At 74.1% G+C, this 13826-nt stretch carries 14 protein-coding genes; 9 read left to right on the top strand and 5 right to left on the bottom strand.

Annotated elements, in window-relative coordinates; genetic code table 11:
* Window positions 1-34: 34 nt before the first annotated feature.
* Window positions 35-1708, top strand: a complete 1674-nt coding sequence (locus AB0I41_RS11025; protein ID WP_357104938.1) for a GAF domain-containing sensor histidine kinase — start codon at window positions 35-37, stop codon at window positions 1706-1708.
* 52 nt (window positions 1709-1760) lie between these two features.
* On the opposite strand, the gene AB0I41_RS11020 is transcribed toward AB0I41_RS11025, so the two are convergent.
* Window positions 1761-2399, bottom strand: coding sequence for a response regulator transcription factor (locus tag AB0I41_RS11020; protein ID WP_357104812.1), 639 nt, complete (start codon window positions 2397-2399; stop codon window positions 1761-1763).
* A 186-nt stretch (window positions 2400-2585) separates the two neighbouring features.
* On the opposite strand from AB0I41_RS11020, the gene AB0I41_RS11015 reads away from it, so the two are divergent.
* Window positions 2586-3560, top strand: coding sequence for a nitroreductase (locus tag AB0I41_RS11015; protein ID WP_357104809.1), 975 nt, complete (start codon window positions 2586-2588; stop codon window positions 3558-3560).
* A 99-nt stretch (window positions 3561-3659) separates the two neighbouring features.
* Here the strand turns inward: AB0I41_RS11015 and AB0I41_RS11010 are convergent, their stop codons facing one another.
* Window positions 3660-4664 carry an NAD-dependent epimerase/dehydratase family protein gene (locus AB0I41_RS11010; protein ID WP_357104806.1) on the bottom strand — a complete coding sequence of 335 codons (1005 nt, stop codon included), beginning with the start codon at window positions 4662-4664 and terminating at the stop codon, window positions 3660-3662.
* Between the two features lie 542 nt (window positions 4665-5206).
* On the opposite strand from AB0I41_RS11010, the gene AB0I41_RS11005 reads away from it, so the two are divergent.
* From AB0I41_RS11005 to AB0I41_RS10995, 3 genes are all read left to right on the top strand, one after another.
* Window positions 5207-5800, top strand: a complete 594-nt coding sequence (locus AB0I41_RS11005; protein ID WP_357104804.1) for a hypothetical protein — start codon at window positions 5207-5209, stop codon at window positions 5798-5800.
* A 636-nt stretch (window positions 5801-6436) separates the two neighbouring features.
* On the top strand, window positions 6437-7408 hold the full coding sequence (locus AB0I41_RS11000; RefSeq protein ID WP_357104801.1) for a pirin family protein: 972 nt from the start codon (window positions 6437-6439) through the stop codon (window positions 7406-7408).
* A gap of 53 nt (window positions 7409-7461) precedes the next feature.
* Window positions 7462-8106 carry a hypothetical protein gene (locus AB0I41_RS10995; RefSeq protein ID WP_357104800.1) on the top strand — a complete coding sequence of 215 codons (645 nt, stop codon included), beginning with the start codon at window positions 7462-7464 and terminating at the stop codon, window positions 8104-8106.
* 232 nt (window positions 8107-8338) lie between these two features.
* Here the strand turns inward: AB0I41_RS10995 and AB0I41_RS10990 are convergent, their stop codons facing one another.
* Both AB0I41_RS10990 and AB0I41_RS10985 read right to left on the bottom strand, forming a co-directional pair.
* Window positions 8339-8992, bottom strand: coding sequence for a DUF1345 domain-containing protein (locus tag AB0I41_RS10990; RefSeq protein WP_357104797.1), 654 nt, complete (start codon window positions 8990-8992; stop codon window positions 8339-8341).
* Between the two features lie 46 nt (window positions 8993-9038).
* Window positions 9039-9308 (bottom strand): DUF2795 domain-containing protein, encoded by a 270-nt coding sequence (locus tag AB0I41_RS10985; protein WP_357104794.1) that lies wholly within the window; start codon window positions 9306-9308, stop codon window positions 9039-9041.
* Window positions 9309-9460: 152 nt separating this feature from the next.
* Between AB0I41_RS10985 and AB0I41_RS10980 the strand changes: the two genes are divergently transcribed.
* Window positions 9461-9874, top strand: a complete 414-nt coding sequence (locus AB0I41_RS10980) for a DUF2267 domain-containing protein (protein WP_357104791.1) — start codon at window positions 9461-9463, stop codon at window positions 9872-9874.
* A 49-nt stretch (window positions 9875-9923) separates the two neighbouring features.
* On the opposite strand, the gene AB0I41_RS10975 is transcribed toward AB0I41_RS10980, so the two are convergent.
* Window positions 9924-11090 carry a CaiB/BaiF CoA-transferase family protein gene (locus tag AB0I41_RS10975; protein ID WP_357104788.1) on the bottom strand — a complete coding sequence of 389 codons (1167 nt, stop codon included), beginning with the start codon at window positions 11088-11090 and terminating at the stop codon, window positions 9924-9926.
* Between the two features lie 253 nt (window positions 11091-11343).
* On the opposite strand from AB0I41_RS10975, the gene AB0I41_RS10970 reads away from it, so the two are divergent.
* The 3 genes from AB0I41_RS10970 to AB0I41_RS10960 all read left to right on the top strand — a co-directional run bounded on the left by AB0I41_RS10970 (window position 11344) and on the right by AB0I41_RS10960 (window position 13813).
* A complete protein-coding gene (locus tag AB0I41_RS10970) occupies window positions 11344-12363 on the top strand; it encodes a TerC/Alx family metal homeostasis membrane protein (RefSeq protein ID WP_357104785.1) in 1020 nt (339 codons plus the stop codon).
* A 128-nt stretch (window positions 12364-12491) separates the two neighbouring features.
* The gene (locus tag AB0I41_RS10965) at window positions 12492-13082 is read left to right on the top strand and encodes a sulfite oxidase-like oxidoreductase (RefSeq protein WP_357104935.1); all 591 of its coding nucleotides are present in this window, start codon (window positions 12492-12494) and stop codon (window positions 13080-13082) included.
* Window positions 13052-13813, top strand: coding sequence for a ferredoxin reductase (locus tag AB0I41_RS10960; RefSeq protein ID WP_357104783.1), 762 nt, complete (start codon window positions 13052-13054; stop codon window positions 13811-13813). Before AB0I41_RS10965 ends, AB0I41_RS10960 begins: the two co-directional genes overlap by 31 nt.
* Window positions 13814-13826: the final 13 nt, after the last annotated feature.

Here is a 13826-nt window from a genome sequence, read left to right as displayed (position 1 = left end):
CCCCCGCAATGAGCCCCTCGCCCCCTCGCTGGGCCTGAGCCCGCTGTCCCGGGTACGCCTCGACGAGCTGCTCCAGGAGATGCTCGACCGGGTCGGCGAGGTGGTCACCAACCGGGAGCGACTGCGCGCCCTGCTCGACGCCGTGGTCGGCATCGGCTCGGACCTCGACCTGCGCAGCACCCTGAAACGGATCGTGGAGGCCGCCTGCGAACTGGTCGGCGCCCGCTACGGCGCGCTCGGCGTGATCGGGCCGGACCGGCTCCTGCACGACTTCATCATCCACGGCATCGACGAGGAGCTGCACGCCAAGATCGGCGACCTGCCGCACGGGCGGGGTGTGCTCGGCCTGCTCATCGACGAACCACGCCCGGTCCGCATGCCCGACATCACCCGCCACCCGAAGTCGTACGGCTTCCCGCCGCACCACCCGCCGATGCACAGCTTCCTCGGCGTGCCGGTCCGCATCCGCGACCAGGTCTTCGGCAACCTCTACCTCGCCGAGAAGCAGGGCGCCCCGGAGTTCACCGAGGACGACGAGGAGATCGTGGTCGCGCTCGCCGCCGCGGCCGGCGTGGCGATCGAGAACGCCCGCCTCTACGCGCTGGCCCACCGGCGGGAACGCTGGCTCGCCGCCACCGCCGAGATCACCTCCGTGCTGCTCGGCGAGGTCCGGCGCACCGACGCGCTGACCCTGGTGGCCCGCCGGGCCCGGGAGGTCGCCGAGGCGGAACTGGCCCTGGTGCTGCTCTACGACTCCGACGCTGGCCAGTTCACCGTCGAGGTGGTCGACTCCGCCGACGGCGCCGACCGGGACCTGGTCGGCACGGTGCTGCCGGCCGCGGAGACCAGCTTCGCCGGCCCGGTCACCGCGCACCGGCACGAACTGGTGGACAACCTCGCCCAGGCCGCCCCCTGGCCGGTGCCGGTGGTCGCCGGCCCCGCGGTGGTCTCCCCGCTCGCCGCAGCGGACACCCTGCACGGCGTGCTGGTGATCGCCCACCGGCCGGACGCCGGCCGCGCCGACGACGAGGACGTGAAGCTGCTGGGCAGCTTCGCCGGGCAGGCCGCGCTGGCCATGGAACGGGCCCGCGGCCAGGAGGAACGGGAGCTGCTGGTGGTCCTGGAGGACCGCGAGCGGATCGCCCGCGACCTGCACGACGTGGTGATCCAGCGGCTCTTCGCCACCGGACTGCAACTGCAGAGCGCCGCCCCGATGAACGCCCGGCCCGAGGTCGCCAAGCGGATCAACGCGGCCGTCGACGACCTCGACGCCACCATCCGGGACATCCGGCGGACCATCTTCGAGCTGCGTACCCCGATGAGCGCGGCGCTGCGCACCGAGATCCGGGAGGCGATCGACCTGGCCGCCGAGTCGCTCGGCTTCCGCCCCACCGCCGAGCTGGACGGGCCGATCGACAGCGCCGTGCCGGAATCGGTCCGCCCCGACCTCACGGCCGTGCTCCGCGAGGCGCTGTCCAACACCGTCCGGCACGCCGAGGCGACCCGGGTCGCCGTCGCCGTCCGGGTCGACGCCCGGCGGGTCACCGTCACCGTCACCGACAACGGCGTCGGCTGCGACCCGGCCGCCGCGCGCGGCGGGCTGGTCAACCTGCGCGAACGCGCCGAGCGGCACGGCGGCGAGTTCCAGGTACGCCAGGTGCAGCCGCACGGCACCGAGCTGTTCTGGGGCGTCCCGCTGCGGGACTGACCGGCCGGGTCCGGCAGTCCGCCGCGCCGGCAAAACCCGGCGCGGCGGGCGCTCAGTGCCGCTGGCCGAGCAGGCGGGTGGCGAGCACGGCCGCCTGGGTCCGCCGCTCCAGACCGAGCTTGGCCAGCACGCTGGAGACGTAGTTCTTCACGGTCTTCTCGGCCAGGAACATCTTGCCGGCGATCTCCCGGTTGGTCAGCCCCTCGGCCACGTACTCCAGGATGCGGCGCTCCTGCTCGGTGAGCGTCTTGAGCTCGCGGGGCTGCTCGACACCGCTGCGGATGCGCTCCAGCACCCGGGTGGTGATCGCCGGGTCGAGCAGCGACTGGCCGGCCGCCACCCGGCGCACCGCGTCCACCAGGTCGGTGCCACGGATCTGCTTGAGCACGTAACCGGCCGCCCCCGCCATGATCGCGGCGAAGAGCGCCTCGTCGTCCTCGTACGAGGTGAGGATCAGACCCTTGATCGAGGAGTCCACGGCCCGGATGTCCCGGCACACGTCGATGCCGTTGCCGTCGGGCAGCCGGGCGTCGAGGATCGCCACATCCGGCCGGAGGGCCGGAATGCGCCGGGCGGCCTCCTGCGCGGAGCCGGACTCGCCGACCACTTCGATGTCGCCGCTGCTCTGCAGCAGGTCGGCAAGGCCACGACGGACGACCTCGTGGTCGTCGAGGAGGAACACCCGGATCATCCCTCGTTTCTACCCGCCCCGGCCGCCTCCCGCACGGGCCGAAGGTCCCTACCGTGCCGCGTCACGGCGGGAAGTGGGGCCCGGGCGGACGGGACATCCGGCCCTGCCCCGCCCACCGCCCGGTGACGCACCGTGTAGCTGAACCAGCGGGGGGACGGCCCGACCTGCCACGGAAGGAGCATCACCATGGACACCGGCTACACCGTCGCGCAGCTCAGGGCAGCCGCCGCGGACGCCGTCCGCGCGCCTTCCCTGCACAACACCCAGCCGTGGCGGTTCCGGCTGCGCGACGGCGGGATCGAGCTGTCGGTCGACCCGACGCGGCGGCTGCCCGCCACCGACCCGAGCGGCTGGGGCACCCGGATCTCCTGCGGGGCGGCCCTGTTCAACCTGCGGCTCGCCCTCGCCGTCGCGGGCACCCCGGCCACGGTGCGGCTGCGGCCGTACCCGACCGAACCGGACGTGGTGGCCCGGCTGGTCCCGGACGCGCCCCGGCCCCCCACCCCCACCGAGCAGAGCCTGCACGCGGCGATCCCGCGCCGGTTCAGCAACCGCGCGCCGTTCTGGCCGGACCCGGTGCCGGCCGACGCCCGGTGGCGCCTCGGCGAGGCGGCCCGCGCCGAGCAGTGCTGGCTGGAGCTGGTGATCGGCACCAGCGCCGTCAACGCCTTCGCCGAGGTCGCCCGCAGCGCCCACCGGGTGCTGGAACGTGACCCCGGCTACCGGGAGGAGCGGGCGGAGTGGATCCGCCGCGAGCCCGCTCCCGACGGGGTGCCGGCCGCCGCTGGCGGCCCGCAGAGCGAACCGCAGGACCTGCTGCCGATGCGGGGCTTCGGCGGCCGCAACCGGGCCCCCGGCCGGGACTTCGAACCGGAGCCGCTGGTGGCGGTCCTCGGTTCCCCCGGCAACACGGCCACCGACCAGATCCTGGCCGGGCAGGCCCTGCAACGGGTGCTGCTCACCGCGACCGACGCCGGGCTGGGCGTCTCCCTGCTGTCCCAGCCGATCGAGGTGCCGGGGGCGCGCGAGGCGCTGCGGCTGTCCCTGGGCCGGTTCGGCACGCCGCAGATGGTGATGCGGGTCGGCTACGGCCAGCCCGGGGTGGCCACCCCTCGGCGCGGCGTGGACGAGGTACTCGACCTGCCCGTCGCGTCGGCCTGAGCCGTACCCCTCGCCCGCGCCGCCCATCGGCTGCCGGCCCCGCCCCCGTCGCCCGGGGCCGGCAGCCGCAGCGGCGTGATCCGCTGCCGGTGGCCGGCGTCAGGCGGGACGGGGGCTGCCGAGCAGGGCCGCCTCCCGCTCCGGGTCCAGCCCCACCGCCGCGCGCGCCGGCCGCCCGGCCCGCGCCGGCACGGACCCCACCTGTCGCAGCCACCGCCAGGTGTCGGCGACCGTCTCGGCCACCGGTCGGCAGGTCAGCCCCGACGCGTACGCCTTCTCCACGCCCCGCTCCTGCAACCAGCGGTACTCGTGGCCGAGCGGCACCCAGATCGGCAGGTCGTTCCAGGGCACCACCCCGGCCGCCAGGATCTGCTCCGGATCCGTCCAGCGCAGCCGGGCGTCCGACCCGGTCGCCGCCACGGCCGCCGCCAACAACTCCCCCATGGTCGCGTGCCCGCTGCGGCTGATCACGTTGAACGCCCCGCCGACACGCTCCGCGCCCCGGTCCAGCGTCCAGGCCGCCAGGTCCCGCACGTCCACGTACTGGATCGGCAGGTCCTGCGGGCCGGGCGCCAGCACGTCCCCGCCCCGGGCGACCCGGCCCAGCCACCAGGGCAGCCGGCCGATGTCCTCCCCGGGCCCGAGGATCAGCCCGGCCCGGACGAGCAACGCCGCGTCCCCGAACACCTCCACCGCGGCCCGCTCCCCGCCCGCCTTGTTCTGCGGGTAGTCGCCGTCGTCGGCGTCGGACGCGGCGTCCACCACGGGCGCCTCCTCCCCGAACCCGGCCGGCACCGGCTGCGCGTAGACCGATCCGCTGGAGACGTAGACGTAGTGCGGCACCGATCCGACGAGCGCCCGGGCCGCGTCCCGCACCGCCCGCGGCGCGCCGTCCCAGGTGTCCACCACCAGGTCCCACTCGCCGCCCGCCAGCGCGGCCAGGCCGTCCGGCGCCGTCCGGTCACCCCGCAACCGGTGTACGCCCTCGGGCGCGGTGCCGTGCACCCCCCGGTTGAACACCGTCACCGACCAGCCTCTGCGTACCGCCTCGGCCACGGTCGCGCCGCCGACGAAGCCCGTGCCACCCAACATCAGGAGTCTCATGCGTCCCAGCCTGCCCCGTCCCTGCCGCCGACGGACCCACCGTTCACCGGTAGCGGATCTGCCTTCGGCAGAACCCGCCGCCGCCCTTCCCCGTCGACCGCGGCCCGCCACCCGGTTGATGAGTTCCGTGGGCCGGACAGGGAGGTATGTCCGGTACGCGGGGCAGGCTCCGAGCCGCGCGGTATGTCGGGTGGGCGTTGGCGCTGGCCGTCCCGTGGGGCACGGTTCGTGTCCGGTGTCCGGTGTCCCGTGGCCGGCGGCACCCGGGCGGCGGAATGATGGCCGGCCCGGGGTCGTTACATCACGTGGACGATCGCAGCAGCAGTCCCCGCTGGCCTGGCCCGATGGCCGCCGCGGGGTGCGGGCCCCCGGGAATGGTGGTGGGCCGCCGGTCGTTACACATGGTCCCGGCGCCGCGAGCCCCCCGCTTGCGAAGCCTGCCGGATGAAGACTTTCCCCCTTTTTTGAGCGCCTTGTCGTGGTGCTTGCGCGTGTCCGGCCCCCATCGGATGCGTCGCCGACCCCCGTATTGGAGCTTGGTGATGAACACGATCATGCGTAAGAGCGTTCTTGGTATTGCTGGTCTGGCTTTCGCCGGTGGCGTCTTCGCCGGCCCGGCCACCGGTGCTCACGCCGCCCCGGCGGCTGACGCCAAGCCCGTCGCCGTGGTGCAGGCGGACAAGCCCGGTGTGGACAAGGGCAAGCTGATTCCGCACGGTGTGCAGGGCAAGCAGTCCCACATCGACCTTGGCGACGAGCAGACGAAGAACGTGAAGGCGATCATCGCCGCGACGAAGAAGTCGGGTCTGGACGAGCGGGCCGCGGTGATCTCGATCGCGACGAGCATGCAGGAGTCGAAGCTGGAGAACCTGGGTCACCTGGGTGAGTCCAACGACCATGACTCGCTGGGTCTGTTCCAGCAGCGTCCGACCTCGGGTTGGGGCACCCCGGAGCAGATCACCGACCCCGAGTACTCGACGATGGCGTTCCAGAAGGGCCTCAAGCAGGTCGACGGCTGGCAGGACATGCCGCTGACCAAGGCCGCCCAGACCGTGCAGGTGTCGGCCTACCCGGACGCCTACGCCCAGTGGGAGCAGCAGGCCGCCGACCTGGTCGCCCAGTACTGGAACAGCTGACCCACCCAGAACAACCGCCGCTGGCCGGCACCCCGAGACCGGGGTGCCGGCCAGCAGCATATCCAGCCCCGGAACTGTGTGAAGAGATGTTGCTGCTCCAGCGACAACAACTCTTCACACAGCACCGACGGGCGGAGCCTGCCCACGACGGGGGACGGTGAAAGGGGAGCGCCATGGCGGAGGCCGGACCGGACCGACCGTCCGACGACGGGTAGCGAGCAGCCGGCCGACGAGCGGGGAGCGCACGGCGCTGGTCGTGGTGGTGACTGGAGAGCCGGCCGACGAGGCGCCGCCGTACCGTTCGTCCTGGCCGCGTGGCGCGCGCCTGCTGGCCGCCGCCGCGATCGTGGTGCTGGCTCTCGGCGCGCCCGCGGTGACCGTCACCGGGGCCGGCTCGGCGTCGCCTTCTCCGGCGGACGGGTTCGGCGCCGTCGGTGACTTTCGGCGCCGAGCCGGGTGGCGCGGGGGCGGTCGAGGCGGCCGGGCCGGGCCGGCCTCCGTCGACGCCGGGCTCCGCCTCGTACCGGAGGGCCACACGGGACCGCTCGGTCGATACGTCGACCTGGGCGGCGCCAACCGGGCCACGGCCGGCGCCGACTGGGACGCGGGGAGCCGCCGTCGGCATAGAGTCAGGCGGTGGACCGTACCGAATCGTTGCCGGCGCAGACCCGACCACCCGGGGTGGCCCCGGTCGATCCGGGCAGCGTGCTGCTGCCCGGGCACGACGTGCCCCTCGGGCGCTACACCACCGTGCGGCGGCTGCTGCCGCAGCGGCAGCGCCGGATGGTCGGCGCGTGGTGTTTCGTCGACCACTTCGGCCCGGACGACGTCGCCGAGCGGCCCGGCATGGAGGTCCCGCCGCACCCGCACACCGGCCTGCAGACGGTCACCTGGCTGCTGGACGGCGAGATCGTGCACCGGGACAGCCTCGGCAACGTGCAGGCGATCCGCCCCGGCCAGCTCAACGTGATGACCTCCGGCCACGGCATCGCCCACTCCGAACGGTCGCCCGCCACGCACCCGCCGGTGATGCACGGCGTGCAGCTGTGGGTGGCGCTGCCCGACCCGGCGCGGGCCGGCGGCGCCGACTTCGCCCACCACGCCGAGCTGCCCCGCTGGCGCGACGGCGAGCTGGACCTCACCCTGCTGGTCGGGGAGCTGCGCGGCGAACGCTCGCCGGCCGTGGTGCACACCCCGCTGCTCGGCGTGCAGGTCCAGGTCCGCGATGCCACGGCGGCGACGGTGCCGCTGCGGCCCGACTTCGAGTACGGCCTGCTGGCGATGTCCGGCGCCGCGCAGGTCGACGGCGTGGACGTCGCCCCCGGCGCGCTGCTCTACCTCGGCGCCGGCCGGGACCGGCTGGAACTGCGGGCCGGGGCGGGCAGCCGGCTGATGCTGCTCGGCGGCGAGCCGTTCGACGAGCCCCTGGTCATGTGGTGGAACTTCGTCGGCCGGTCGCACGAGGAGGTGGCCGCCGCCCGGAAGGACTGGATGGCCGGCCGGCGGTTCGGCGTGGTCGCCGACGACGCCGCCCCGCCGCTGCCGGCCCCGGAGATGCCGACCACCCGGCTCAAGGCCCGCGACCGGCACGGCGGCGTACGCGGCTGACCGGCAGGCGTGCCCGCCGTTGGGGCGGGTAGTCGCGGGGCATGACCCGCAGTATGACGACCGAGGACAGGAAGCGGCTGGTGCGTCGGCTCGCCGGCGACCGAGGCTTCGCCGAGCAGTACGGCTTCCGGGTGACCAACAATCCGTCGAGCCTGTTCCAGCTGCTCTGCCTGGCGGTGCTGCTGGCCCGCCGGGGTGACTTCCGGCGCGCCCTGGACAGCGCCCACGCCCTGCCCGCCAACGGCTGGGACAGCGCCGCCCGGCTGGCCCGCTCGCTGCACGCCGACCGGGTACGCGTGCTGCGTGACGCCGGCCAGCGCGGCGACGTCGACCAGTTGGCCGACCTTCTCGGCGACCTCGCCCGTACCGTGGTCGAGCGTTACCGGGGCGACCTGCGCCGGTTGCGCGCGACGGCCGGGCACGACCCGGGCAGGGAGCGGGCGCTGCTCACCGCGCTGCCCGGAGTGGACGATCAGGTCGCCGATCTGTTCCTGCGCGAGACGCAGGCGCTGTGGCGGGAGGTCGCGCCGGTGGCCGACAAGCGGGCGTTGACCGCCGCCCGCCGGCTCGGGCTCGGGCGGTCCGCCGACGATCTGGCCGAGCTGGCCGGCAGCGGCGAGTCGGAGCGGCTGGCCTGGCTGGTCGGCGCGCTCGCCCGGGTCGACCTGGAGCAGCGGTACGCCGAGGTGACCCGCTGAGCCCGTGGTGCCCTGGCCCACAGTCTCGCCAAAATCATCCGTACGGGTGATGTCTTGTCGTATGATGATCGTGGCAGTGATGCCGCCCGGTTCGGGCGAACATCCACCGCTTGGCGGTACGCGACCCGGTTCGGGCGTGGACCCGCCAGGGACAGGTACGCGTGGCGCCCCAGGTCGCGGTTCGTGACCCGGGGCGCCCGCCTGTTTCGCCGTGCGGCATCCGCCCGCGAATTCACCCGGCCAGGCCGGCCAGCAGGTTCACCGTCGCGGCGATGATGATCGCCCCGAACAGGTACGACAGCAGGGCGTGCCCCAGCACCGTCCGGCGCATCGCCTGACTGGTCAGGTTGGTGTCGGAGACCTGGAACGTGGCCCCGACGGTGAACGCCACGTACGCGAAGTCGACGTAGCAGGGCTTGCCGGACTGGTGGAAGTCCACCCCGCCGTCGGTGCCGGTGTAGTAGATCCGCGCGTACCTGGTGGTGAAGACGGTGTGCACGACGAACCAGGACAGCACCACGCTGAGCATGCCCAACCCGCCGAACGCGGCCTGGTGCAACCCCGGCCCGGCGGCACGCGCGCCGGCCAGCACCAGCGCGACCGCCAGCAGGCTGGCCACGCAGGCGACCAGCAGCAGTACGTCCCGGATGGCCCGGTTGGGGTCCTCGTGCACCGCCACCGCCTCGGTGCGCCGGGCGTCCAGAGGCAGGAGCCTCCGCCAGACCAGCACCAGCCAGCTCGCCGCCGCGGCGTCCCAGCCGACCAGCGGAGCCAGCCGGGGGGAGACCAGCGCGGCGAACAGCCCGCCGACGCAGAGCCCGACCACGCCCATCACGGTGAGCTGGACGGTGACCGGGGTGTGCCCGTCCGGCCTCCGGCCGGTCACGGAGCGAACCACGGCCCGGTGGCTGACCGCACCGCGCGCCGGCGGCTCAGATGCCGCGCAGGTGCTGCGAGACCCGCGGGTGCCTGTCCCGGGCCTGCGCGGCCCGCTGCGCCGGGCTGAGTTCCGGTGCGGCGTCGATACCGGCCGAGCGGGCCACCTCGCTGCCGTTGGCGTAGTCCACCGGCGGTAGCGCGCGCAACGCCTTGAGCACCTCCGGCGGGGCGCCCTCCCGTTCGGCCTCGCGCACGACGTCGTCCTTCTCCGCCGGGTAGTCCAGGCTGGACAGGTACTGCAGGACGTCGGTGTAACTCGCCATGGCGTGAGCTCCCTCGCGCGCCTCGATCCGGTCACGACCGGCGGCGGTTACCCGCCCGGCCCGGGCTCACGCACCGACCGGGCGGGAAATCGTGGCCGTTTCCGCCGCCCCGCGCGGGGTACCCGAGCCCTCCGACCCCGAAGGGAGCCCCGATGAACTACGACACCTTCGTCGACCAGGTCGCCCGCCGGGCCCGGACCAGCTCCGAGCGGGCCGTGGAGCTGACCCACGCGACGCTGGAGACCCTCACCGAGCGGTTGACCGGTGGCGAGGTGCTCGACCTCGCCATCCAGCTGCCCGCCCCGTTGCAGTTGGTCCTCAAGCCCAGCCCGAGCGTGGAGGCGGCCCAGCGGTTCGGCGCCGCCGAGTTCGTCGCCCGGGTGGGGCAGCGGGCCGGCGTGGACGAGGCGGCGGCCCGGGACGGCCTCCGGGCGGTCTTCATCACCCTGCGGGAGGCGGTCAGCGGCGGCGAGTTCGACGACGTGGTGACGCAACTGCCGCGCGACTACCGGGAGATGGTGGAGCCGGCGCTCACCCCGGGCGCGAGCGTGCTGCGCCGCGCCTGAGCGGCCACCCCGCGCCGCCCGGCGCCGCGCCCGACGTCGGCCGGCTGGTTCAGACCACCGCGCCGGCGGCGCGCAGGGCGGCGATCCGTTCGGCGTCGAAGCCGGCCTCGGCCAGCAGTTCGTCGGTGTGCTCGCCGGGTCGGGGCGGGGGTCGGCGTACCGAGGTGGGGGTGGCGGAGAACCGGGGTGCCGGGGCGGGCTGGATGACCCCGGCGTGCTCCACGAACGTGCCCCGCGCCCGCAGGTGCGGGTGCTCCGGCGCTTCGCCCCAGTCCAGCACCGGCGCCGCGCAGGCGTCAGAGGTGGCCAGCAGTTCGGCCCACTCGTCCCGGGTGCGGGTGCGGAACAGCCGCGCCCACGCCTCGCGCAGCGCCGGCCAGTTGGCGGGGTCGAGGCGGTCGAGGGCCTCGTCGCCGGGGAGCGGGAACCCGGTGAGCCGGACCAGTTCGTCGTAGAAGCGCGGCTCCAGGGCGCCGACGGCGAGGTGCCGCCCGTCGGCGCACTCGTACGTGTCGTAGAACGGCGCGCCGCCGTCGAGCAGATTGACCCCGCGCGGGTCCTGCCACCTGCCGAGCCGGCGCAGCGCGTGGACCTGGGTGCTGAGCACCGACACGCCGTCCACGATGGCGGCGTCGACCACCTGGCCGGGAGCGCCGGCGCGGACGGCGTAGAGGGCGGCGACGATGCCGAGCGCCAGCATCATCCCGCCGCCGCCGAAGTCGCCGAGCAGGTTCATCGGCGGCACCGGGCGCTCACCGGCCCGGCCGATGCCGTGCAGCGCGCCGGTCAGCGCCAGGTAGTCGATGTCGTGGCCGGCGGTGTGCGCGTACGGGCCGTCCTGGCCCCAGCCGGTCATCCGCCCGTACACCAGACGGGGGTTGACCGCCAGGCACTCCCGCGGGCCCAGGCCCAGGCGTTCGGTCACCCCGGGCCGGTAGCCCTCGATGAGGGCGTCCGCGCCGCCGACCAGGGTCAGCACCACCTCGCGCCCGGCGTCGGACTTCAGGTCCACCGCCATGGAGCGGCGGTTGCGGTGGAGCAGGTCCTCCGGGGGGCTGCCGAAGTCGGCCGGGGTGGTGCGGTCCACCCGGACCACGTCGGCGCCGAGGTCGGCGAGCATCATCGCGGTGAACGGGCCGGGCCCGATGCCGGCCAGCTCGACCACGCGTACGCCGGTGAGGGGGCCGACCGGGGCGGCGGGGGCGTCGTCGGTCATCGCGTCACGATAGGCCCATCCGGGCCCTCGCGTCCGGCCCCGACCGGCCGGCGTCCAGCGGTTGATCAGGGCAACCATGCCCGGCTGGACTTGGCGTGCGGAGTCGGCCTGCCCTAACCTTGACGCACGAGGGGAGTACTTCCCACGAACCATGCCGGTCAGTACGGTGTGCCCAGGGCACGCCTCGGGTGGTTGCCCGCTGGATCGCGGGTGAAGGAGACCTCGAACATGACACGGTGTTCGAGGAGACCCCATGGCCGATTTGTCGTACCTGTCCGCCGGTGAGCTGTCGTCGGTCGGCACGCCCACGCTCTGGGCGGTCACCATCGTCGGCGTGCTCGCCCTGCTGGTGCTGGACTTCCTGGTCACCCGGCGCCCGCACGAGGTGTCGATGAAGGAGGCCCTCGGCTGGTCGGCGTTCTACATCGCGCTGCCGCTGGCCTTCGGCGCCTGGATCTGGTCGCGTTTCGGCTCCCGACAGGGTGTGGAGTACCTGACCGGTTACCTGGTCGAGAAGTCCCTCTCGGTCGACAACCTGTTCGTCTTCATGCTGCTGCTGGCGGCCTTCGCCGTGCCCGCCGTGCTCGCCCAGCGGGTGCTGCTCTACGGCATCGCCGGCGCGCTGGTGCTGCGCGCGATCTTCATCGCCCTCGGCGCCGCCGCCCTGCAGACCCTGGACTTCGCCTTCCTGCTCTTCGGCGTCATCCTGATCGTCACCGCGATCAAGCTGTTGCGCGACGCCCTCTCCGGGCACGAGCAGGAGGTCGACATCAACACGATGCGGTCGGTCCGGCTGCTGCGCAGGGTGATGCCGGTGGTCGAGGACTACCACGGCACCCGGATGACCATCCGGCAGCACGGACGCCGGGCGCTCACCCCGTTCGCCCTGGTCGTGGTCGCGGTGCTGGCCACCGACATCGTCTTCGCCGTGGACTCGGTGCCCGCCGTCTACGGCATCACCGAGGACCCGTACCTGGTCTTCGCCACCAACGCCTTCGCCCTGCTCGGCCTGCGCGCGCTCTACTTCGTCCTGCACGCCGCGCTGAGCCGGCTGGTGCACCTCAGCTACGGCCTGGCGATCATTCTCGCCTTCATCGGCGTGAAGCTCGGCCTGCACTGGGCGCACGGCAGCTGGCCCGGCGTACCGCAGATCCCGACGCCGGCCTCCCTCGGCGTGATCATCGGCGTGCTGGTCGTCGTCACCGTCACCAGCCTGCGCGCCACCCGCGACCGGACCCCCGGCGAGCGTCAGGTCGTCTCCGAGCGGAACTGACGCCGGCCGCGCGCCGGCGGCGGCCACCGCGGTCGCCGCCGGCTCCGCGCCCGCCCGTTCGCCGCCCGGGTACGCGGGAACGCCCCCGCCGCCGGCGTCGACAGTGTTACGACTGACAGGTGGGAATCGTGTCACCGGGCTTCCAGGGCCGGCGCCGCTCGAGCGGGCCGGCCCTGCCGCCCGGGCAGTACCTGACGGAGGACTTCCCGGTGCTGTCGGCGGGCCCGACGCCGAAGGTGTCGCTGGACACCTGGGAGTTCGTGCTCACCACCGAGACGGGCGCCGAGTACCGCTGGACCTGGGACGAGATGGCCGACCTGCCGCAGGAGTCGCCGACCGTCGACATCCACTGCGTCACCCACTGGTCCAAGCTCGGCACCAACTGGCAGGGCGTCTCCCTGGACACCCTGCTCGACGGCATCGACACCACCGCCGGGTACGCGCTGGCCCACTCCTACGGCGGCTACACCACCAACCTGCCACTGGACGACCTGCGCGGCGGGCGGGCCTGGGTGGTGCACACGTACGAGGGCGGGCCGCTCCCGGCCGAGCACGGCGGCCCGGCCCGGCTGCTGGTGCCGCACCTCTACTTCTGGAAGTCGGCGAAGTGGGTGCGCGGCGTCCGCCTGCTCGTCGACGACCAGCCCGGCTTCTGGGAGACCGCCGGGTACCACGACTACGGCGACCCGTGGCGCGAGCAGCGCTACGCCGGCGATTGAACGCGCCGGGCACGTGGCGGGTGGCCCGGCTGGTGGAGCGCCGGGTCGAGACGCCGTCCGCGCAGACCCTGGTCCTGGAGGTGCCGGGCTGGCCCGCGCACCTGCCCGGGCAGCACGTCGACGTCCGGCTGACCGCCGAGGACGGCTACCAGGCCGCCCGGTCGTACTCGCTGGCCGCGTCGGCTGACGGCGAGCGGATCGCGCTGACCGTGCAGCGGGTGCCCGACGGCGAGGTGTCGCCGTACCTGATCGACACCTACGCCGAGGGCGACCCGGTGGAGGTGCGTGGCCCGCTCGGCGGGTACTTCGTCTGGCGGCCGGCGGAGACCGCGCCGGTGCTGCTGGTCGCCGGGGGCTCCGGGGTGGTGCCGCTGATGGCGATGGTCCGGGCCCGGCGCGCGGCCGGCAGCCGGACGCCGTTCCGGCTGATCTATTCCGTCCGCACCCCGACCGACGTCTTCTACGCCGACGAGCTGCGCCGCCGGGCCCGCGACGACCAGGGCCTGGACGTGGCGTACGTGTACACCCGGGAGGCGCCCGACGGCTGGCGGGGCGCGCCGCACCGGATCGGCCTGGTCGACGTGAACGACCACGGCTGGCCGCCCGACCTCGAACCGCTCTGCTACGTCTGCGGCCCCACCGGCTTCGTGGAGACCGTGGCGGACCTGCTGGTGGGGCTGGGTCACCAGACCCGGCGGGTGCGCACCGAACGGTTCGGCCCCACCGGTTGACGCCCGAGGAGAT

This window comes from Micromonospora sp. NPDC050200, from assembly GCF_040656135.1.
Classification (GTDB): domain Bacteria; phylum Actinomycetota; class Actinomycetes; order Mycobacteriales; family Micromonosporaceae; genus Micromonospora.
The sequence above is the reverse complement of the archived record's forward strand: the minus strand, read 5'-3'. Positions and strand labels throughout refer to the sequence as shown.